The organism is Aeromonas sp. FDAARGOS 1408, from assembly GCF_019048665.1.
Lineage (GTDB): Bacteria > Pseudomonadota > Gammaproteobacteria > Enterobacterales > Aeromonadaceae > Aeromonas > Aeromonas dhakensis.
Genome location: NZ_CP077394.1, coordinates 2,245,699 through 2,259,876, shown reverse-complemented (window position 1 = coordinate 2,259,876; position 14,178 = coordinate 2,245,699). Strand labels below are relative to the sequence as shown.

13 protein-coding genes are annotated in these 14,178 nt (G+C 63.7%); 3 read left to right on the top strand and 10 right to left on the bottom strand.

Annotated elements, in window-relative coordinates; all coding sequences use genetic code 11:
• Positions 1 to 169: 169 nt before the first annotated feature.
• Together I6L38_RS10400 and rnt are read right to left on the bottom strand one after the other, a co-directional pair.
• On the bottom strand, positions 170 to 1,492 hold the full coding sequence (locus tag I6L38_RS10400; RefSeq protein WP_005302295.1) for a Na+/H+ antiporter family protein: 1,323 nt from the start codon (positions 1,490 to 1,492) through the stop codon (positions 170 to 172).
• Positions 1,493 to 1,762: 270 nt separating this feature from the next.
• Positions 1,763 to 2,422 (bottom strand): ribonuclease T, encoded by a 660-nt coding sequence (gene rnt, locus I6L38_RS10395; RefSeq protein WP_010633628.1) that lies wholly within the window; start codon positions 2,420 to 2,422, stop codon positions 1,763 to 1,765.
• A 148-nt stretch (positions 2,423 to 2,570) separates the two neighbouring features.
• On the opposite strand from rnt, the gene I6L38_RS10390 reads away from it, so the two are divergent.
• Together I6L38_RS10390 and I6L38_RS10385 are read left to right on the top strand one after the other, a co-directional pair.
• The gene (locus I6L38_RS10390) at positions 2,571 to 4,544 is read left to right on the top strand and encodes a methyl-accepting chemotaxis protein (RefSeq protein ID WP_017778815.1); all 1,974 of its coding nucleotides are present in this window, start codon (positions 2,571 to 2,573) and stop codon (positions 4,542 to 4,544) included.
• Positions 4,545 to 4,611: 67 nt separating this feature from the next.
• Positions 4,612 to 5,487: an OmpA family protein gene (locus I6L38_RS10385; protein ID WP_005302285.1), complete on the top strand. Its 876-nt coding sequence runs from the start codon at positions 4,612 to 4,614 to the stop codon at positions 5,485 to 5,487.
• A gap of 68 nt (positions 5,488 to 5,555) precedes the next feature.
• Here the strand turns inward: I6L38_RS10385 and gloA are convergent, their stop codons facing one another.
• The 8 genes from gloA to rsxA form a co-directional block, all read right to left on the bottom strand.
• Positions 5,556 to 5,969, bottom strand: a complete 414-nt coding sequence (gloA, locus tag I6L38_RS10380) for a lactoylglutathione lyase (protein ID WP_017778816.1) — start codon at positions 5,967 to 5,969, stop codon at positions 5,556 to 5,558.
• A 96-nt stretch (positions 5,970 to 6,065) separates the two neighbouring features.
• Positions 6,066 to 6,707: an endonuclease III gene (gene nth / locus I6L38_RS10375; protein WP_017778817.1), complete on the bottom strand. Its 642-nt coding sequence runs from the start codon at positions 6,705 to 6,707 to the stop codon at positions 6,066 to 6,068.
• 14 nt (positions 6,708 to 6,721) lie between these two features.
• Positions 6,722 to 7,480: an electron transport complex subunit E gene (locus tag I6L38_RS10370; protein ID WP_017764207.1), complete on the bottom strand. Its 759-nt coding sequence runs from the start codon at positions 7,478 to 7,480 to the stop codon at positions 6,722 to 6,724.
• A gap of 16 nt (positions 7,481 to 7,496) precedes the next feature.
• On the bottom strand, positions 7,497 to 8,129 hold the full coding sequence (rsxG, locus tag I6L38_RS10365; protein WP_043169825.1) for an electron transport complex subunit RsxG: 633 nt from the start codon (positions 8,127 to 8,129) through the stop codon (positions 7,497 to 7,499).
• 112 nt (positions 8,130 to 8,241) lie between these two features.
• Positions 8,242 to 9,294: an electron transport complex subunit RsxD gene (gene rsxD, locus I6L38_RS10360; RefSeq protein WP_005302270.1), complete on the bottom strand. Its 1,053-nt coding sequence runs from the start codon at positions 9,292 to 9,294 to the stop codon at positions 8,242 to 8,244.
• Between the two features lie 3 nt (positions 9,295 to 9,297).
• Positions 9,298 to 11,976, bottom strand: coding sequence for an electron transport complex subunit RsxC (gene rsxC / locus I6L38_RS10355; protein WP_043169823.1), 2,679 nt, complete (start codon positions 11,974 to 11,976; stop codon positions 9,298 to 9,300).
• 2 nt (positions 11,977 to 11,978) lie between these two features.
• The gene (gene rsxB, locus I6L38_RS10350; RefSeq protein ID WP_005302265.1) at positions 11,979 to 12,542 is read right to left on the bottom strand and encodes an electron transport complex subunit RsxB; all 564 of its coding nucleotides are present in this window, start codon (positions 12,540 to 12,542) and stop codon (positions 11,979 to 11,981) included.
• Between the two features lie 4 nt (positions 12,543 to 12,546).
• Positions 12,547 to 13,128 carry an electron transport complex subunit RsxA gene (gene rsxA, locus I6L38_RS10345; RefSeq protein WP_005302262.1) on the bottom strand — a complete coding sequence of 194 codons (582 nt, stop codon included), beginning with the start codon at positions 13,126 to 13,128 and terminating at the stop codon, positions 12,547 to 12,549.
• 112 nt (positions 13,129 to 13,240) lie between these two features.
• Between rsxA and I6L38_RS10340 the strand changes: the two genes are divergently transcribed.
• Positions 13,241 to 14,137: a DMT family transporter gene (locus I6L38_RS10340; protein ID WP_043169822.1), complete on the top strand. Its 897-nt coding sequence runs from the start codon at positions 13,241 to 13,243 to the stop codon at positions 14,135 to 14,137.
• Positions 14,138 to 14,178 lie beyond the last annotated feature (41 nt).

Here is a 14,178-nt window from a genome sequence, read left to right as displayed (position 1 = left end):
GCGCGAAGGGGAGAGCGAAGCAGAACAAGAGAGGGCCGACAGAGCAGCCAGGAAGGAAAAGTGCCTCGCCTGTTCGCTCGTATATTCCGGCGTATACATGGCACGATGAAGGCAGCAAAAAGGCGACCCATAGGTCGCCTTTTTGCTGTGTTGTCTCTTACTGCCCGGCTTAGAGCACCATGGCGGCAATCCAGCCGAAGAGGATGAGCGGGATGTTGTAGTGGATGAAGGTCGGCACCACGCTGTCCCAGATATGGTCGTGCTGGCCGTCGGCGTTGAGGCCCGAGGTGGGGCCCAGGGTCGAATCCGAGGCGGGCGAGCCCGCGTCCCCCAGCGCGCCGGCTGCCCCCACCAGGGCGATGGTGGCCATGGGCGAGAAGCCGAGCTGGATGCACAGTGGCACATAGATGGTGGCGATGATGGGCACGGTGGAGAAGGAGGAGCCGATCCCCATGGTGATGAGCAGGCCCACCAGCAGCATCAGGAGGGCGGCCAGCCCCTTGTGGCCGGTCATCATGCCGGCTACGGACTGCACCAGGCTGTCGACCCCGTGGGTCTCCTTCATCACGGCGGCAAAGCCGGCGGCGGAGATCATGATGAAGCCGATGAGGGACATCATGCGCACGCCTTGAGTGAAGGCATCCTGACTCTCGCGAAACTTGATGACGCCGCCACAGGTGAAGATGACGAAACCTGCCAGGGCCCCCAGCACTATGCTGTTGGTCATCAGTTGCAGCCCCAGCGCCACGGCGATGGCCAGCAGGGCCACCCAGATGTGACTGAGGTTGAGTTCGACCGTCTCCGGCTCGGCGGCCAGGATCTTCTCCAGATCGTACTGGCGCGGTTTGCGGTAGCTGAAGAAGACGGCGATGAGCAGGCCGCAGAACATGCCAAGCACCGGGATGGCCATCGCCATCGGCAGCTGGCTGAGCTCGACCGGCACGCCGTTGTCGATCAGGTTCTTGGCCAGGATGTTGTTGAGGAAGATGCCACCAAAGCCCACCGGCAGCAGCATGTAGGTCGCGGTCAGGCCGAAGGTGATGACGCAGGCCACCTGACGACGGTCGATCTGCATCTGGGCCATGACGTGCAGCAGCGGCGGGATCAGGATGGGAATGAAGGCGATATGGACCGGGATCAGGTTCTGGGAAGAGACGGAGACCGCGAGCACGGAGGCGAGCAGCAGGCTCTTGACCCAGAGAATGCGGGTGCTGCTGGCATCCTTGCCGAGCTGGCTGATCACCTTGCGGGCCAGCAGATCGGTGATGCCGGAGCGGGAGATGGCGACGGCGAAGGCACCCAGCATGGCGTAGGAGAGGGCGATCTCGGCGCCGCCACCCAGGCCACCGGTAAAGGTGGAGAGCGTCTGCTCAAGGGTGAGCCCCCCGATCAGGCCGCCCGCGATGGCGCCGATGGCGAGGGAGACCACCACATTGATCCGCAGCAGGCTGAGCACCAGCATCAGCGCCACTGCGATAACAACAGGATTCATTTGATTTCCTTATAGTTTGTGTTGCTGTCTGTCGTGTGAAAGGCAGTTAGTTTGCGAAAAATGTGACAAATGTCGAGTAAAAAATCAGGCTGATGGCCTATCTGCAGCATTCACGGCGCTCTGCTGCCGACAACGGGGTCGGAGGCGTGAAAAAAGGCGCTGGATGGCACTTTATTATCTATTCTGGTCAAACCAGATCAGGAATAAACGAGCAGAGGCAAACCGTACAAAGAAAAGCGGCTGCCGTGGCAGCCTGCTTGAGATCGGGGTTTATTCGCCCCCATCGTCACTCTCGTTGTCCGGGTGAGCGGGTGGCCAGCCACCCAGGCTCTTCCAGCGGTTGACGATATGACAGAACAGCTCTGTGGTGCGTTCGGTGTCATAGAGGGCGGAGTGTGCCTCTTTGTTGTCGAACGGGATGCGGGCGCTCTGGCACGCCTTGGCCAGCACCGTCTGACCCAGGGCCAGGCCGGAGAGCGCCGCGGTATCGAACGTGGCAAACGGATGGAACGGATTGCGCTTGAGGCCGGCCCGCTCGGCGGCGGCCATCACGAAGCCGTGATCGAAGGTGGCGTTGTGGGCCACTATGATGGCGCGGCCGCAATCCTGCTCCTTCATCCCCTTGCGAATGCCCTTGAAGATCTCGGTCAGCGCCTCTTTCTCGCTGACGGCGCCACGCAGGGGATTGAAGGGGTCGATGCCGGTGAAGTCGAGCGCCGCCTTTTCCAGGTTGGCGCCCTCGAACGGTTCGACATGAAAATGGAAGATCTGATCGGGCACGAGCCAGCCCTGCTCGTCCATCTTGAGGGTATGGGCAGCGATCTCCAGCAAAGCGTCGGTTCTGGCATTGAACCCGGCGGTTTCAACATCGATGACGACGGGGTAAAAGCCACGAAAACGGCCCTTGAGGGTGTGAACTGCGTCGGTCATGGTATCTCGGTCGGCGTGAAATGAGGCGGCATTATGGCAAAAAAGCGGGCCCTTGTCCCATCTCCGCCGCCCCTCAGGCGCTAGCCGATTCTATTATCGACACGCGAGCTTATAATTGACCACTCAATCAATGGAATGGAGAGCAAGGATGAAGAAGCTGGGATTGGCGCACAAGATGTTGCTGGTTGTCTGCCTGCCACTGCTGGCCCTGCTGTTTTTCTCCGGCCGGTACGTGTATGAACGCTATCGGGTCGAACAGGAGATGAGCCAGGCCCAGGCCGCGTTGGATGTGGTTCGGGAAGCGGCGCAACTGGCCCACGAGCTGCAAAAAGAGCGCGGCATGTCGGCCGGTTTCCTCGGCTCCGGCGGCAACAAGTTCCGCGATGCCCTGCCGGCCCAGCGCAAGGTGGTGGATGGCCTGCTGCAGCGTTTTGCACAAGATCCGGCCCTGCTGGCGCTCAGCGAGGTGCAGCAGGAGCTGGCCGGACTGACGGCCATGCGCGAGCGGGTCAGTGCGCTGGGGGTGGAGGTGGCGGAGCAGGTCGGCGTCTACAGCCGGATCATCTCCCGCCTGCTGGCGGTGGTGGATCAGATCAGCATCCACAGCCGGGATGCCACCATAGCGCTGCAGACCAACGCCTATGCCGCCTTCTTGCAGAGCAAGGAGCGGATGGGACTGGAGCGGGCAACCTTGAGCAACGTGTTCGGCCGAGACAGCTTCACGCCGGCACTGCTGCAGCAGTTCATCTCGTTGCTGGCGGCCCAGAATACCTATCTTGAGCGCTTCCAGGCGGTGGCGAGCCCCTCCCAGCGCCAGCTGCTGGCCGACAGCCTGGCCTCGCCCGTGGTAGCCAAGGTGGCCGCCATGGAGAAACTGGCGCTCGACAAGGCGGCCAGCGGCGGCTTCGGGGTGGATGCCGAAGCCTGGTTTGCCTTGAGTACCGACAAGATAGGCCTGCTCAAACAGAGTGAGGATCGCCTCTATCAGCAGCTGTCCGAGCGGGTCGACCAGATGCGGGCCCAGAGTGCCAGCGACTTCTGGTGGGCTGCCATCGGGGTCTTGCTGTGCGTGGCACTGACCACCTTCGTCTGCTGGCGGGTGGTGCGGGATCTGCACCTGGGCTTCACGGCGCTGCATCAGACCTTCAAGCGGCTGGTGAAGGAGAACGACCTGACGGTGCGGGTCAACTGGCAATCCGGCGACGAGCTGGGGGCGCTGGCGCGGGATCTGAACCACTTCCTCGAACACCTGGAAGGCTTGTTGCTGGCGGTTCGCCGCTCCTGCGAGGTGTTGACCCGCAGCGCCGCCGCCTCGGCCAACGTCATCTCCGAGGTGAACGCCGGGGTGGCCAGGGGCTTTGGTCAGGTGGACCTGGTGGCGACCGCCGCCACCGAGATGGCCTCGACGGTGGCGGAGATCGCGCGCAATGCCACCCAGACCTCGCTGGCGACCCAGCAGGCCATCGGCCGGGCCCGGCAGGGGGACAAGGAGGTGGATCAGACCATAGACGCCATCCAGCTGGTGGCGGGTACCCTGAGCGATACCCAGCAACTGGTGGACAGCCTGCATCAGGATACCGAGTCGGTGGGGGAGGCCCTCAACCTCATCAAGCAGATCTCGGATCGCACCAACTTGCTGGCCCTCAACGCCGCCATCGAGGCGGCTCGTGCCGGCGAATCCGGTCGCGGCTTTGCGGTGGTGGCGGAAGAGGTGCGGGCGCTGGCATCGCGCACCCAGCAGGCTGCCGACGACATCGAACGGATGCTGGCGCGTCTGCGTCAGGGGGCCAATCAGGCGGTGACTGCCATGCACCTGGGAACCGAGCAGGCGGGGCTGAGCGTGACCGAAGCCAAGCGGGCGGGCAGCGAGCTGACCGACATCGTCAATGAGGTGCGCAAGGTGAGCGACATGACGGCCCAGGTGGCCACCGCCACCGAGGAGCAGCGCTACGTCACCGACGATATCCAGCACAACGTGATGACCATCCGCGAGGTGTACGAGGCGCATCGCCAGCACTCGGAGACCCTGCAGCAGAACAGCGTTGAGCTGGATCAGCTGGCACGAGAGCTGGCAGGCCGCATCGCCAGCTTCAAGCTGATGGGCGGATCTTCACCCCATTGAGCGCTTGACCTAAAGCTTGTCCTGCCCCTGCCGATACCTAACCAGAGATCGTGTGGAGGGCAGGCAGTTGAACGCTTGGGTGTTGGGGTTGGTCAGCATATCAGTGAGTATGCAGTTGCAGGCGGGGGTCACCGAATTCGGTGCCGGCCTGGATCAATCCGTCTGGCGGTTGACCTCTGATACCCAGGTGGAGTGCCGGCTCGAGCATCCGATCCCCAGCTGGGGCACGGGGGCCTTCGTCAGCCGCGCCGGTCGCAAGATCAATCTGGACTTCGAACTCAAGGGGCTGCGCCAGCAGGCCCAGACCCAGACGGTGAGTCTGGGCATCATGCCGCCCATCTGGCGTCCTGGCCTGGCCGGTCGGGAGATAAGCCAGCTGCGTTTTTACCAGCAGTTTGATGGCCTGGTGGAGGGGCAGACCGCCTGGACCATGCTGGACGAGCTGGAGGGGGGGCGTATGCCGACCTTCCAGTATCGCGACTGGTACCGTCAGAACCGGCCGGTGCGGGTCTCCCTCTCCTCGGTCAATTTCCGGGTCAAGTACCAGGCCTTCATGGACTGCGTGAACGGCCTGTTGCCCTACAGTTTCAACGACATCGCCTTCAGCGTGCTCACCTACGACAAGAACAGCGATCAGCTGTCGCTGGCTTCCAAGCGGCGGCTGGCGATGATCGGCGAGTATGTGAAGGTGGACAAGAGCATCGACGTGGTGGTGATCGACGCCTACAGCGACAGCTATGGCGGCCGCTGGCCGAACCAGAAGCTCTCGGAGAAGCGGGCCGATGCCATCAAGAAGGTGTTTGTGGATCTGGGCATCGATCCCGGCAAGATCTCGGTGGAAGGGCACGGCGAGAAGCAGCACGTCGCCTCCAACGAGACCGAGGGTGGCCGTGCCAAGAACCGGCGGGTGGTGATCAACATGGGCCGCAACGGCGCCATCTGAGTGATATCTTTGCCATAAAAAAAGAGCGCCTCGGCGCTCTTTTTGGTTTTTCAGGGGACAAGCCTGGATCAGAAGCTCTCGCCAAGGCCGCTGCCGGCATCTTTCTTGGCGATCAGTTCAATCTTGTAACCGTCCGGATCCTCGACGAAGGCGATGACGGTGGTACCGCCCTTGACCGGACCCGGCTCGCGGGTGATCTTGGCACCGGCGGCGCGCAGCGCGTCGCAGGTGCCGTAGATGTCGTCCGCTTCCAGCGCGATGTGGCCGTAGGCCGAGCCCAGCTCGTACTCGCTCACGCCCCAGTTGTAGGTGAGCTCGATGACGGCCTCATCCTTCTCGTCGCCGTAGCCGACGAAGGCCAGGGTGTACTTGTACTCGCTGTTCTCGCTCTTGCGCAGCAGTTTCATGCCCAGCACACGGGTGTAGAAGTCGATGGAACGTTGCAGATCGCCGACGCGCAACATGGTATGCAGAATTCTCATTGCTCAATTCTCCGGGTTGGTGATTGGTACTGCCTTGAATCCATGGCCCTCGGCCTGGGTCCGCAGACGCCTGTAAGCCAGGCCTCGCCCTGCGGATCAGCTCTCGGGGTAGACTTTTTCTTTGTACTCACACAAATCTTCGATGATGCAGGAGCCACAGCGCGGCTTGCGGGCCAGGCAGGTGTAGCGCCCGTGCAGGATCAGCCAGTGGTGCACATCCAGCTTGAACTCGGCCGGAACCACCTTGAGCAGCTTCTCCTCCACCTGATCGACGTTCTTGCCCACCGCAAAGCCGGTGCGGTTGGAGACCCGGAAGATATGGGTATCGACGGCGATGGTGGGCCAGCCGAAGGCGGTGTTGAGCACCACGTTGGCGGTCTTGCGGCCAACACCGGGCAGGGCCTCGAGGGCCTCGCGATTCTCCGGCACCTCGCCGCCGTGGCGCTCCAGCAGGATGGCGCAGGTCTTGATGACGTTCTCGGCCTTGGTGTTGAACAGGCCAATGGTCTTGATGTACTCCTTGAGCCCGTCCACCCCCAGATCCAGCATGGCCTGCGGGGTGTTGGCCACCGGGTAGAGCTTGTCGGTGGCCTTGTTGACGCTCACGTCGGTGGCCTGGGCGGACAGCAGCACGGCGATCAGCAGCTCGAACGGCGTGGTGAAGTTGAGCTCTGTGGTGGGGTGGGGATTGTCGTCCCGCAGTCGCTCCAGGATCAGTCTGCGTTTCTGGTTGTTCATGGCTCCCTCTTGGCTCAGAGCTGGGTCGCGCGGGCGCCCGCGGCCGGCACGCTGCAATGGGCCTTTTCGGCGCTTTGCTTGCGGCCCATCCAGTCGTTGATGGCGTTCTTGCCGGCGATCATCAGGCCGAGACCGATGAAGCCGCCAGGGGGCAGGATCGCCAGCAGCAGGCTGGCGTCGGCATGGAACAGCTCGATGCGCAGGGACTTGGCCCACTCACCCAGCAGCAGGTCGGCACCGTCAAACAGGGTGCCCATGCCGATGATCTCGCGAAGCCCCCCCAGCACCAGCAGCACCAGGGTAAAGCCCAGTCCCATCATGAAGCCGTCGATGGCCGCCAGCAGCGGCGGGTTCTTGGAGGCATAGGCCTCGGCCCGGCCTATGATGACGCAGTTGGTGACGATGAGGGCGATGAAGATGCCGAGCGCCTGATAGAGGCCGTAGGTGTAGGCGTTCATCAACAGCTGCACGCTGGTCACCAGGGCCGCGATGATCATCACGTAGACCGGGATGCGGATATCCTTGGGCACCCAGTTGCGCACCAGGGAGATGGCGAGGTTGGAGCTGACCAGTACCGCCATGGTGGCAAGGCCGAGCCCCAGCGCATTGGTGAAGGTGGAGGAGACCGCCAGGGTGGGGCAGAGCCCCAGCACCTGCACCAGGGAGGGGTTGTTCTTCCACAGCCCCTGCAGCATCAGCTCCTTGAGCTCTTCACGGCGGCCATTGCTCTCGCTGATCGGGCTCTGCCCGTCAATCACATCAACTTGTTCCATAGCTTGTGCTCCGGCGTTAGGGGGTGGCGTCACAGGCGGGGGCGTCCCGCAGCAGCTCGGGGTGCTCCTGTTGCAGCAACAGCAGGTTCTTCACCGCCTTGACCACGGCCCTGGGGGTGATGGTGGCGCCGGTGAAGGCGTCGAACTCGCCGCCATCCTTCTTCACGGCCCAGCTGGATTCGTTGTCGCGGTTGAGAAACTTGCCGACGAAGCTGTTGATCCAGCCAGATTTTTTCAACTCTATCTTGTCGCCAAGACCGGGCGTCTCGTTGTGGGTCAACACCCGCACCGCGCTGACGGTGCCCTTGGCGTCGGTGCCGACGATCAGGCGAATGGCCCCACTGTAGCCGTCGGGGGCCACGGTTTCCAGCGCATAGCCGGTGGTGGTGCCCTGCAGGGTCGCGGTGTAGAGGGGCATCGGCTGGTCGCTGCCCAGATAGCGTTTGCTCTGCACCAGCTTGCAGCTGGCCACCAGATCGTTGTCATAGCTCCCCTCCGGCAGCAGGGCGGAGAGGGTGCGCAGCTTCTCCAGCTGCTGTTGATGGGCGATCCGGCCCTGGGTCAATTCGTTGGTCAGTACCACCAGGGTGGTACAGGCCAGGGCGAACAGGGCCAGGGTGACGCCATTCTTGCGCATGCTCTTTAACATTGCATCGTTCCTGAGAGTGAGGTGTGCGCGACGTTCATACGACGGGCGTCATGGGCGCCGGGACAGCTCAGGCTGTCTGTCCAGCAAGCCATGCAGGCGTTGGCTGTCGAGATCATTTGCGGCGGGCTCCATAGACTTTGGGGCGTGTCAGGCTGTCGATCAGCGGCACGCACAGGTTGGCCAGCAGCACGGCGAAGGCGAAGGCGTCCGGGTAGCCGCCAAAGCGGCGGATGAGGTAGACCAGCACCCCGATGAGCACGCCATAGACCAGGCGGCCGCGCGGTGTGGTGCTGGCACTCACCGGATCCGTGGCGATGAAGAAGGCCCCCAGCATGGTGGCGCCGCTGAACAGGTGGAACATGGGGGTGGCGGTGGCATCCGGCGTCACCAGATAACCCAGGGTGGCAGCCAGCAGCAGGGCGCCGAGGATGGCCCCCGGGATGCGCCAGTTGATCACCTTCTGTTGCAGCAGGAACAGACCGCCCAGCAGGTAGCCGAGGTTGACCCAGCTCCAGCCGATGCCGCCCCAGCCCTCGAACACCTTGTGGGTCATCACTTCGCCGGCGGTGAGGCCCTGGGTCAGCCCGGTTTTCAGGGTATCCAGCGGTGTGGCCATGGTCAGTCCGTCCACTCCCTGCTTGAGCTGGGCCATGCTGTAGCCATCCAGGCTGAAGCCGGTGAAGATCACCGAGGCCGCATCGCCAAAGCCGATGTCGTAGGCGGCGATGCTCGACGGCGGCAGCCAGCTGGTCATCTGTACCGGGAAGGAGACCAGCAGCAGCACATAGGCCACCATGGCAGGGTTGAACAGGTTCTGGCCCAGTCCGCCGTAGAGGTGCTTGGCGATGATGATGGCAAACGCCGTGCCCAGCACCAGCATCCACCAGGGCAGCAGCGGCGGCAGGGAGAGACCGATCAGCACGGCGGTGAGCGCCGCACTGCCATCCAGCAGGGCTGGCTTGACGGGGCGTTGGCGCAGGCGCAGCACCAGGGCTTCGGAGGCCAGCGCCGTGACCAGGGCCAGCAGGATCTGGATCAGGGTGCCCCAGCCAAAGAACCAGCTCTGCGCCAGAAAACCGGGCAGACAGGCCAGCATCACCAGCAACATCAGGGTTTGGGTCTGTCTGCGGTTATGGGCAAACGGCGCACTCGCGATATTGAACATGGATCAGTGGCTCTTGTCGGTCGATGGAGAAGGGGAGGCCTGGGCTGCCGCCTCGGCCGCCAGTTTCCGGGCCTTGGCACGGGCCACGGCGGCAGCGATGGCCGCCTTCTTGGGATCTGCCTCGGCAGCATCAGGCTGCGGGGCGGTAGCAGGGGCCGCCGCAACAGCCGCTTCACCCTCGCTCACGGCTGTGTCGCCTTGCGCTTGAGCCGCAGCCTTCTTGGCCTTGGCGCGGGCGATGGCGGCGGCAATGGCCGCCTTCTTGGGATCCGCCTCGGCGGCATCAGGCTGCGGGACGGTAGCAGGGGCTGCTGCAACAGCCTCTTCACCCTCGCTTATGGCGGTGTCACCTTGCGCTTGAGCCGCAGCCTTCTTGGCCTTGGCACGGGCGATGGCGGCGGCAATGGCTGCCTTTTTGGGATCCGCGTCGGCAGCATCAGGCTGCGGGGCGGTAGCAGAGGCGGCTGCAACGGCCTCTTCACCCTCGCTCACGACTGCGTCGCCTTGCGCCTGAGCCGCGGCCTTCTTGGCTTTGGCGCGGGCGACGGCGGCAGCGATGGCCGCCTTCTTGGGATCTGCGTCGGCAGTGTCAGGCTGCTGGACGGCAGCAACAGCTTCTTCACCCTCGGTTACTGCTTTGTCGCCTTGCGCCTGAGCAGCGGCCTTCTTGGCCTTGGCACGGGCGATGGCGGCAGCAATGGCCGCCTTCTTGGGATCGTCCCCCGCGCCGGTCGGCTCGGCTGTTGCCGCACGGCTGTCAGCGCCAGGCTCGGTGGTATCTGCCTCGCTGCCAGCTTGCGCTTTCTTCGCTTTGGCGCGGGCAATGGCTGCCGCGATGGCGGCCTTCTTGGGATCGCTCTGGGCAGCAGCACTGGTTGACGCTGTGGCATCCTCCGGGGTGGCCTGTGCCGCTTCGGTGTCACCGCTCTGGGCTGCCTTCTTGGCCTTGGCCCGCGCCAGTGCGGCGGCGATGGCCGCTTTTTTCGGATCCGCCTCTGTGGCTGCAGCCTCGCTTGGCATAGCTGCCGTCGTATCGAGCGCCTTGGCGGCGCGGCGGGCTTCCGCCTCCCGCTTGCGGGCCTCACGGGCGGCGATCACCGCGCTGTTGTCGGGCACACCTTCGGCAGTGGCGGCAACGGCCGTGACGGGAGCCTCCTGCTTGGCCTTGAGACGGGCCAGGGCCGCAGCCACCGGATCCTCTCCGCCGGCCGCTGTCATGGCCTGGCGGCGCTGGGCAGCTGCCTCGGCATGGCGGGCTTCGCGGGCGGCTTTCTCCCGCTCGAAGCGGGCCTGCTTGGCCTCGAAGCGCTGCTTGGCGCGCTCGGCCTTCTCGGCCTCGGCGCGAGCTTCGCGGATGTCATCCTTGGCAATCTTGTAGTACTGCACCAGCGGGATCTCGCTCGGGCAGACCCAGGCGCAGGCGCCGCATTCGATGCAGTCGAACAGGTTGAGCCCTTCGGCCTTGTCGTACTCCTTGGCCCGGCTGTACCAGTAGAGCTCCTGCGGTAGCAGGTTGGCCGGACAAGCGTCGGCACAGGCGCTGCAGCGAATGCAGGCCTGCTCCGGACCGGGGGGCGGCAGCTCGGCCCGGGTGGGGGAGAGCAGACAGTTGGTGGCCTTGACCACGGGGACCATGGCGTGGGGCAGGGTGAAGCCCATCATGGGCCCCCCCATGATGACCCGCTGATCCGCCTCGGGCTGCAGCTCGAAGCGCTGCAGCAGCCAGCGTACCGGCGTGCCCAGCAGCACCCAGGCGTTGCCCGGCTTCTTGAAGGCGTCGCCGGTGAGGGTGACGATGCGGGAGATGAGCGGTTCGCCGTCGATGATGGCGCGCTTGATGGCAAACACGGTGGCCACGTTGAGCACCATGATGCCCATGTCTACCGCACGGCCGCCTTTGGGTACCTGACGACCGGTGAGCAGCTCTATGGTCTGCTTGGCGCCGCCCGAGGGGTACTTGGTGGGGACCGTCTTGACCAGTACGTCTTCGTCAGTGGCGTGACGGGTCAGCTCGCCGATGGCGGCCGGCTTGTTGTCTTCCACCCCGATCAGGGTCAGCTTGGGTTTGAGCAGGTGCTTGAGCACCCGGATGCCGTCCATTATCTCGTCGGCATACTCCTGCATCAGCCGGTCATCGGTGGTGATGTAGGGCTCGCACTCCAGCCCGTTGACGATGAGAATCTCGGTGAGCTGGCCACGGCCGTCGAGTTTGCTGTGAGTCGGGAACACGGCGCCGCCGAGGCCGGCGATACCGGCCTGCTGAATGCGCTCGAGCAGTTCACCCCGCTCCAGATTCCAGTAGTCGGCTTGGCCCTTGCGCTCGCCCCAGGCATCTTCGCCATCCGGGGTGAGGGTGATGCAGAGATCGTCGAGACCGGAGGGGTGGGCCACCGTATGGTGCCCGATGGCGGTGATGGTGCCGGAGGTGGAGGCGTGCACCGGCACGATCCGCCCCTTCTCATGACGGGTGAGTGGCTGACCCTTCTTGACCCGGTCGCCGACCCGCACCAGCAGATCGCCGGCCGGGCCCGCGTGCTGGCGTACCGGAATGATGAGCTGGGGCGGCAGGCCCGCGTCCACCACGGGGGTGAGGCTGGACTGCTCCTTGTTCTCGGGAGGATGAATGCCGCCGTGAAAATCCCACAGGGTGCCGGCTTTGATGCGTTCGAGTAAGGACTGCATGGTTACTCCACTATCTTGACCGGAATGGTGACGTTGTTGAGATCCCACTTCCAGTTGTCGACCGTGGTGGGCACCGGGATCATCTCGATGCAGTCGGTCGGGCAGGGATCGACGCAGAGATCGCAGCCGGTGCACTCGTCCTTGATCACGGTGTGCATCGCCTTGGTGGCACCGACGATGGCATCGACCGGGCAGGCCTGGATGCACTTGGTGCAGCCGATGCACTGATCTTCATGGATGAAGGCGACTTTCTTGACCGGTACGGCGGCTTCTGCGCCGCCCAGCGGCTGGGGTTCGACCCCCATCAGATCGGCAATCTTGCGCATGGTGGCATCGCCACCGGGTACACACTTGTTGATCTGATCGCCGTTGGCCAGTGCCTCGGCGTAGGGTTTGCAGCCAGGGTAGCCGCACTGGCCGCACTGGGTTTGCGGCAGCAGGGCGTCGAGCTGATCGACGATGGGATCGGCTTCCACATGAAACTTGACGGCGGCAAAGCCCAGAATGATGCCGAAAGCCAGGGCCAGCAGAGCCAACACCAGAACGGCAAAAAGAATGTGAATCATAGCGCTATATCTTGATGAGGCCGGTAAAGCCCATAAAGGCCAGCGACATCAGGCCGGCAGTGATCATGGCGATGGAGACGCCGCGAAACGGGGTGGGAACATCGGCGGCCACCAGGCGCTCACGCATGGCGGCAAACAGGATCAGTACCAGCGAGAAGCCGGTGGCGGCACCAAAGCCGTAGATGATGCTCTGGATGAAGTTGTGGTGCTCGTTGATGCTGAGCAGCGCCACCCCCAGCACGGCACAGTTGGTGGTGATGAGCGGCAGGAAGATGCCAAGCAGACGGTAGAGGGTAGGGCTGCTCTTGCGGATAACCATCTCGGTAAACTGAACCACGACGGCGATCACAAGAATGAAGGCGAGCGTGCGCAGGTAGGCGATGTTCAGCGGGATCAGGATATAGTGTTCCATCAGATAGGAACAGGCGCTGGCCAGGGTCATCACGAAGGTGGTCGCCAACCCCATGCCGATGGCGGTTTCCAGCTTGCCGGAGACGCCCATGAAGGGGCACAGGCCAAGGAACTTCACCAGCACGAAGTTGTTGATCAGCACGGTGCCGACCAGTAAAAGCAGGTACTCAGTCATTGCAGGTTGGTTATCCGGTTTGAAGGCGGCGGTATTATCTGATTTTAGGTGCCTTTTAACAACCGCAAGGCCGCATGGTTATTATTCAAATAGCCAATTTTATGGAGGAAACGTGCGCCCTTTACCCATTTTTACCCTGACTCTGGCGATGCTGCTCTGGTCCAGCTCCTTCATCGCGCTCAAGCATGTGCTGGCGGTCTGGGGCTTCGGTCAGGTGCTCTTCATGCGCATGAGCGTGGCGGCCCTTTGCTGGCTGTGTTGCTACCGCTATCTCGGCAATTTCCGCTACCAGAAAGGGGATTGGCGCTGGCTGGCCTTGATGGGGGCACTGGAGCCCTGCCTCTATTTTCTGCTGGAGGTCAACGCCCTGCGCTACACCAGCGCCGGCCAGGCGGGCATGGTCTGCGCCCTGCTGCCGCTGGTGGTGGCCCTGGTCGCCTTTTTGCTGATCGGGGAGCGGGTGAGCCGCCGCCAGCTGCTCGGCTTTGCCGTGGCCATCTTCGGCATCGCCCTGCTCGGTTTTGGCAGCGGAGCCGATGAGTTTGCCCCCAACGCCCTGCTTGGCAACAGCCTGGAGATGGCGGCCATGTTCTGCGCCGCCACCTACTCGGTGGTGTTCAAGAAGCTCTGCAGCCGCTACAGCGTGCTGACCCTGACCGCCCTGCAGGCCTTTGTCGGCACCCTCTTTTTTGCCCCCTTCGCCCTCAGCGAGCCCTGGCCTGCAGGCTGGGCCTGGCAGGATATGGCGGTCATCGTCTTTCTCGGTGCCTGCGTGACGCTCGGGGCCTACCTGCTCTACAACTGGTCGGTGACCCAGGTGAAGGTGACGCTGGCGGCAGCCTACGTCAATCTCATCCCGGTGTTTACCCTGCTGCTGGCCTACCTGCTGTTGGGGGAGACCCTCAATGCCCTGCAATGGGTGGCCTGCGGCGCCGTGCTGCTGGGCATCGCGCTGGGGCAACTGCCGGCCAGGCGCAAGGGGGCGCAGGCCGTCACCGCCGAGGGGTAACGGGCGGAGCACCCCATCGAATGCAGGCGGGTAACACAGGA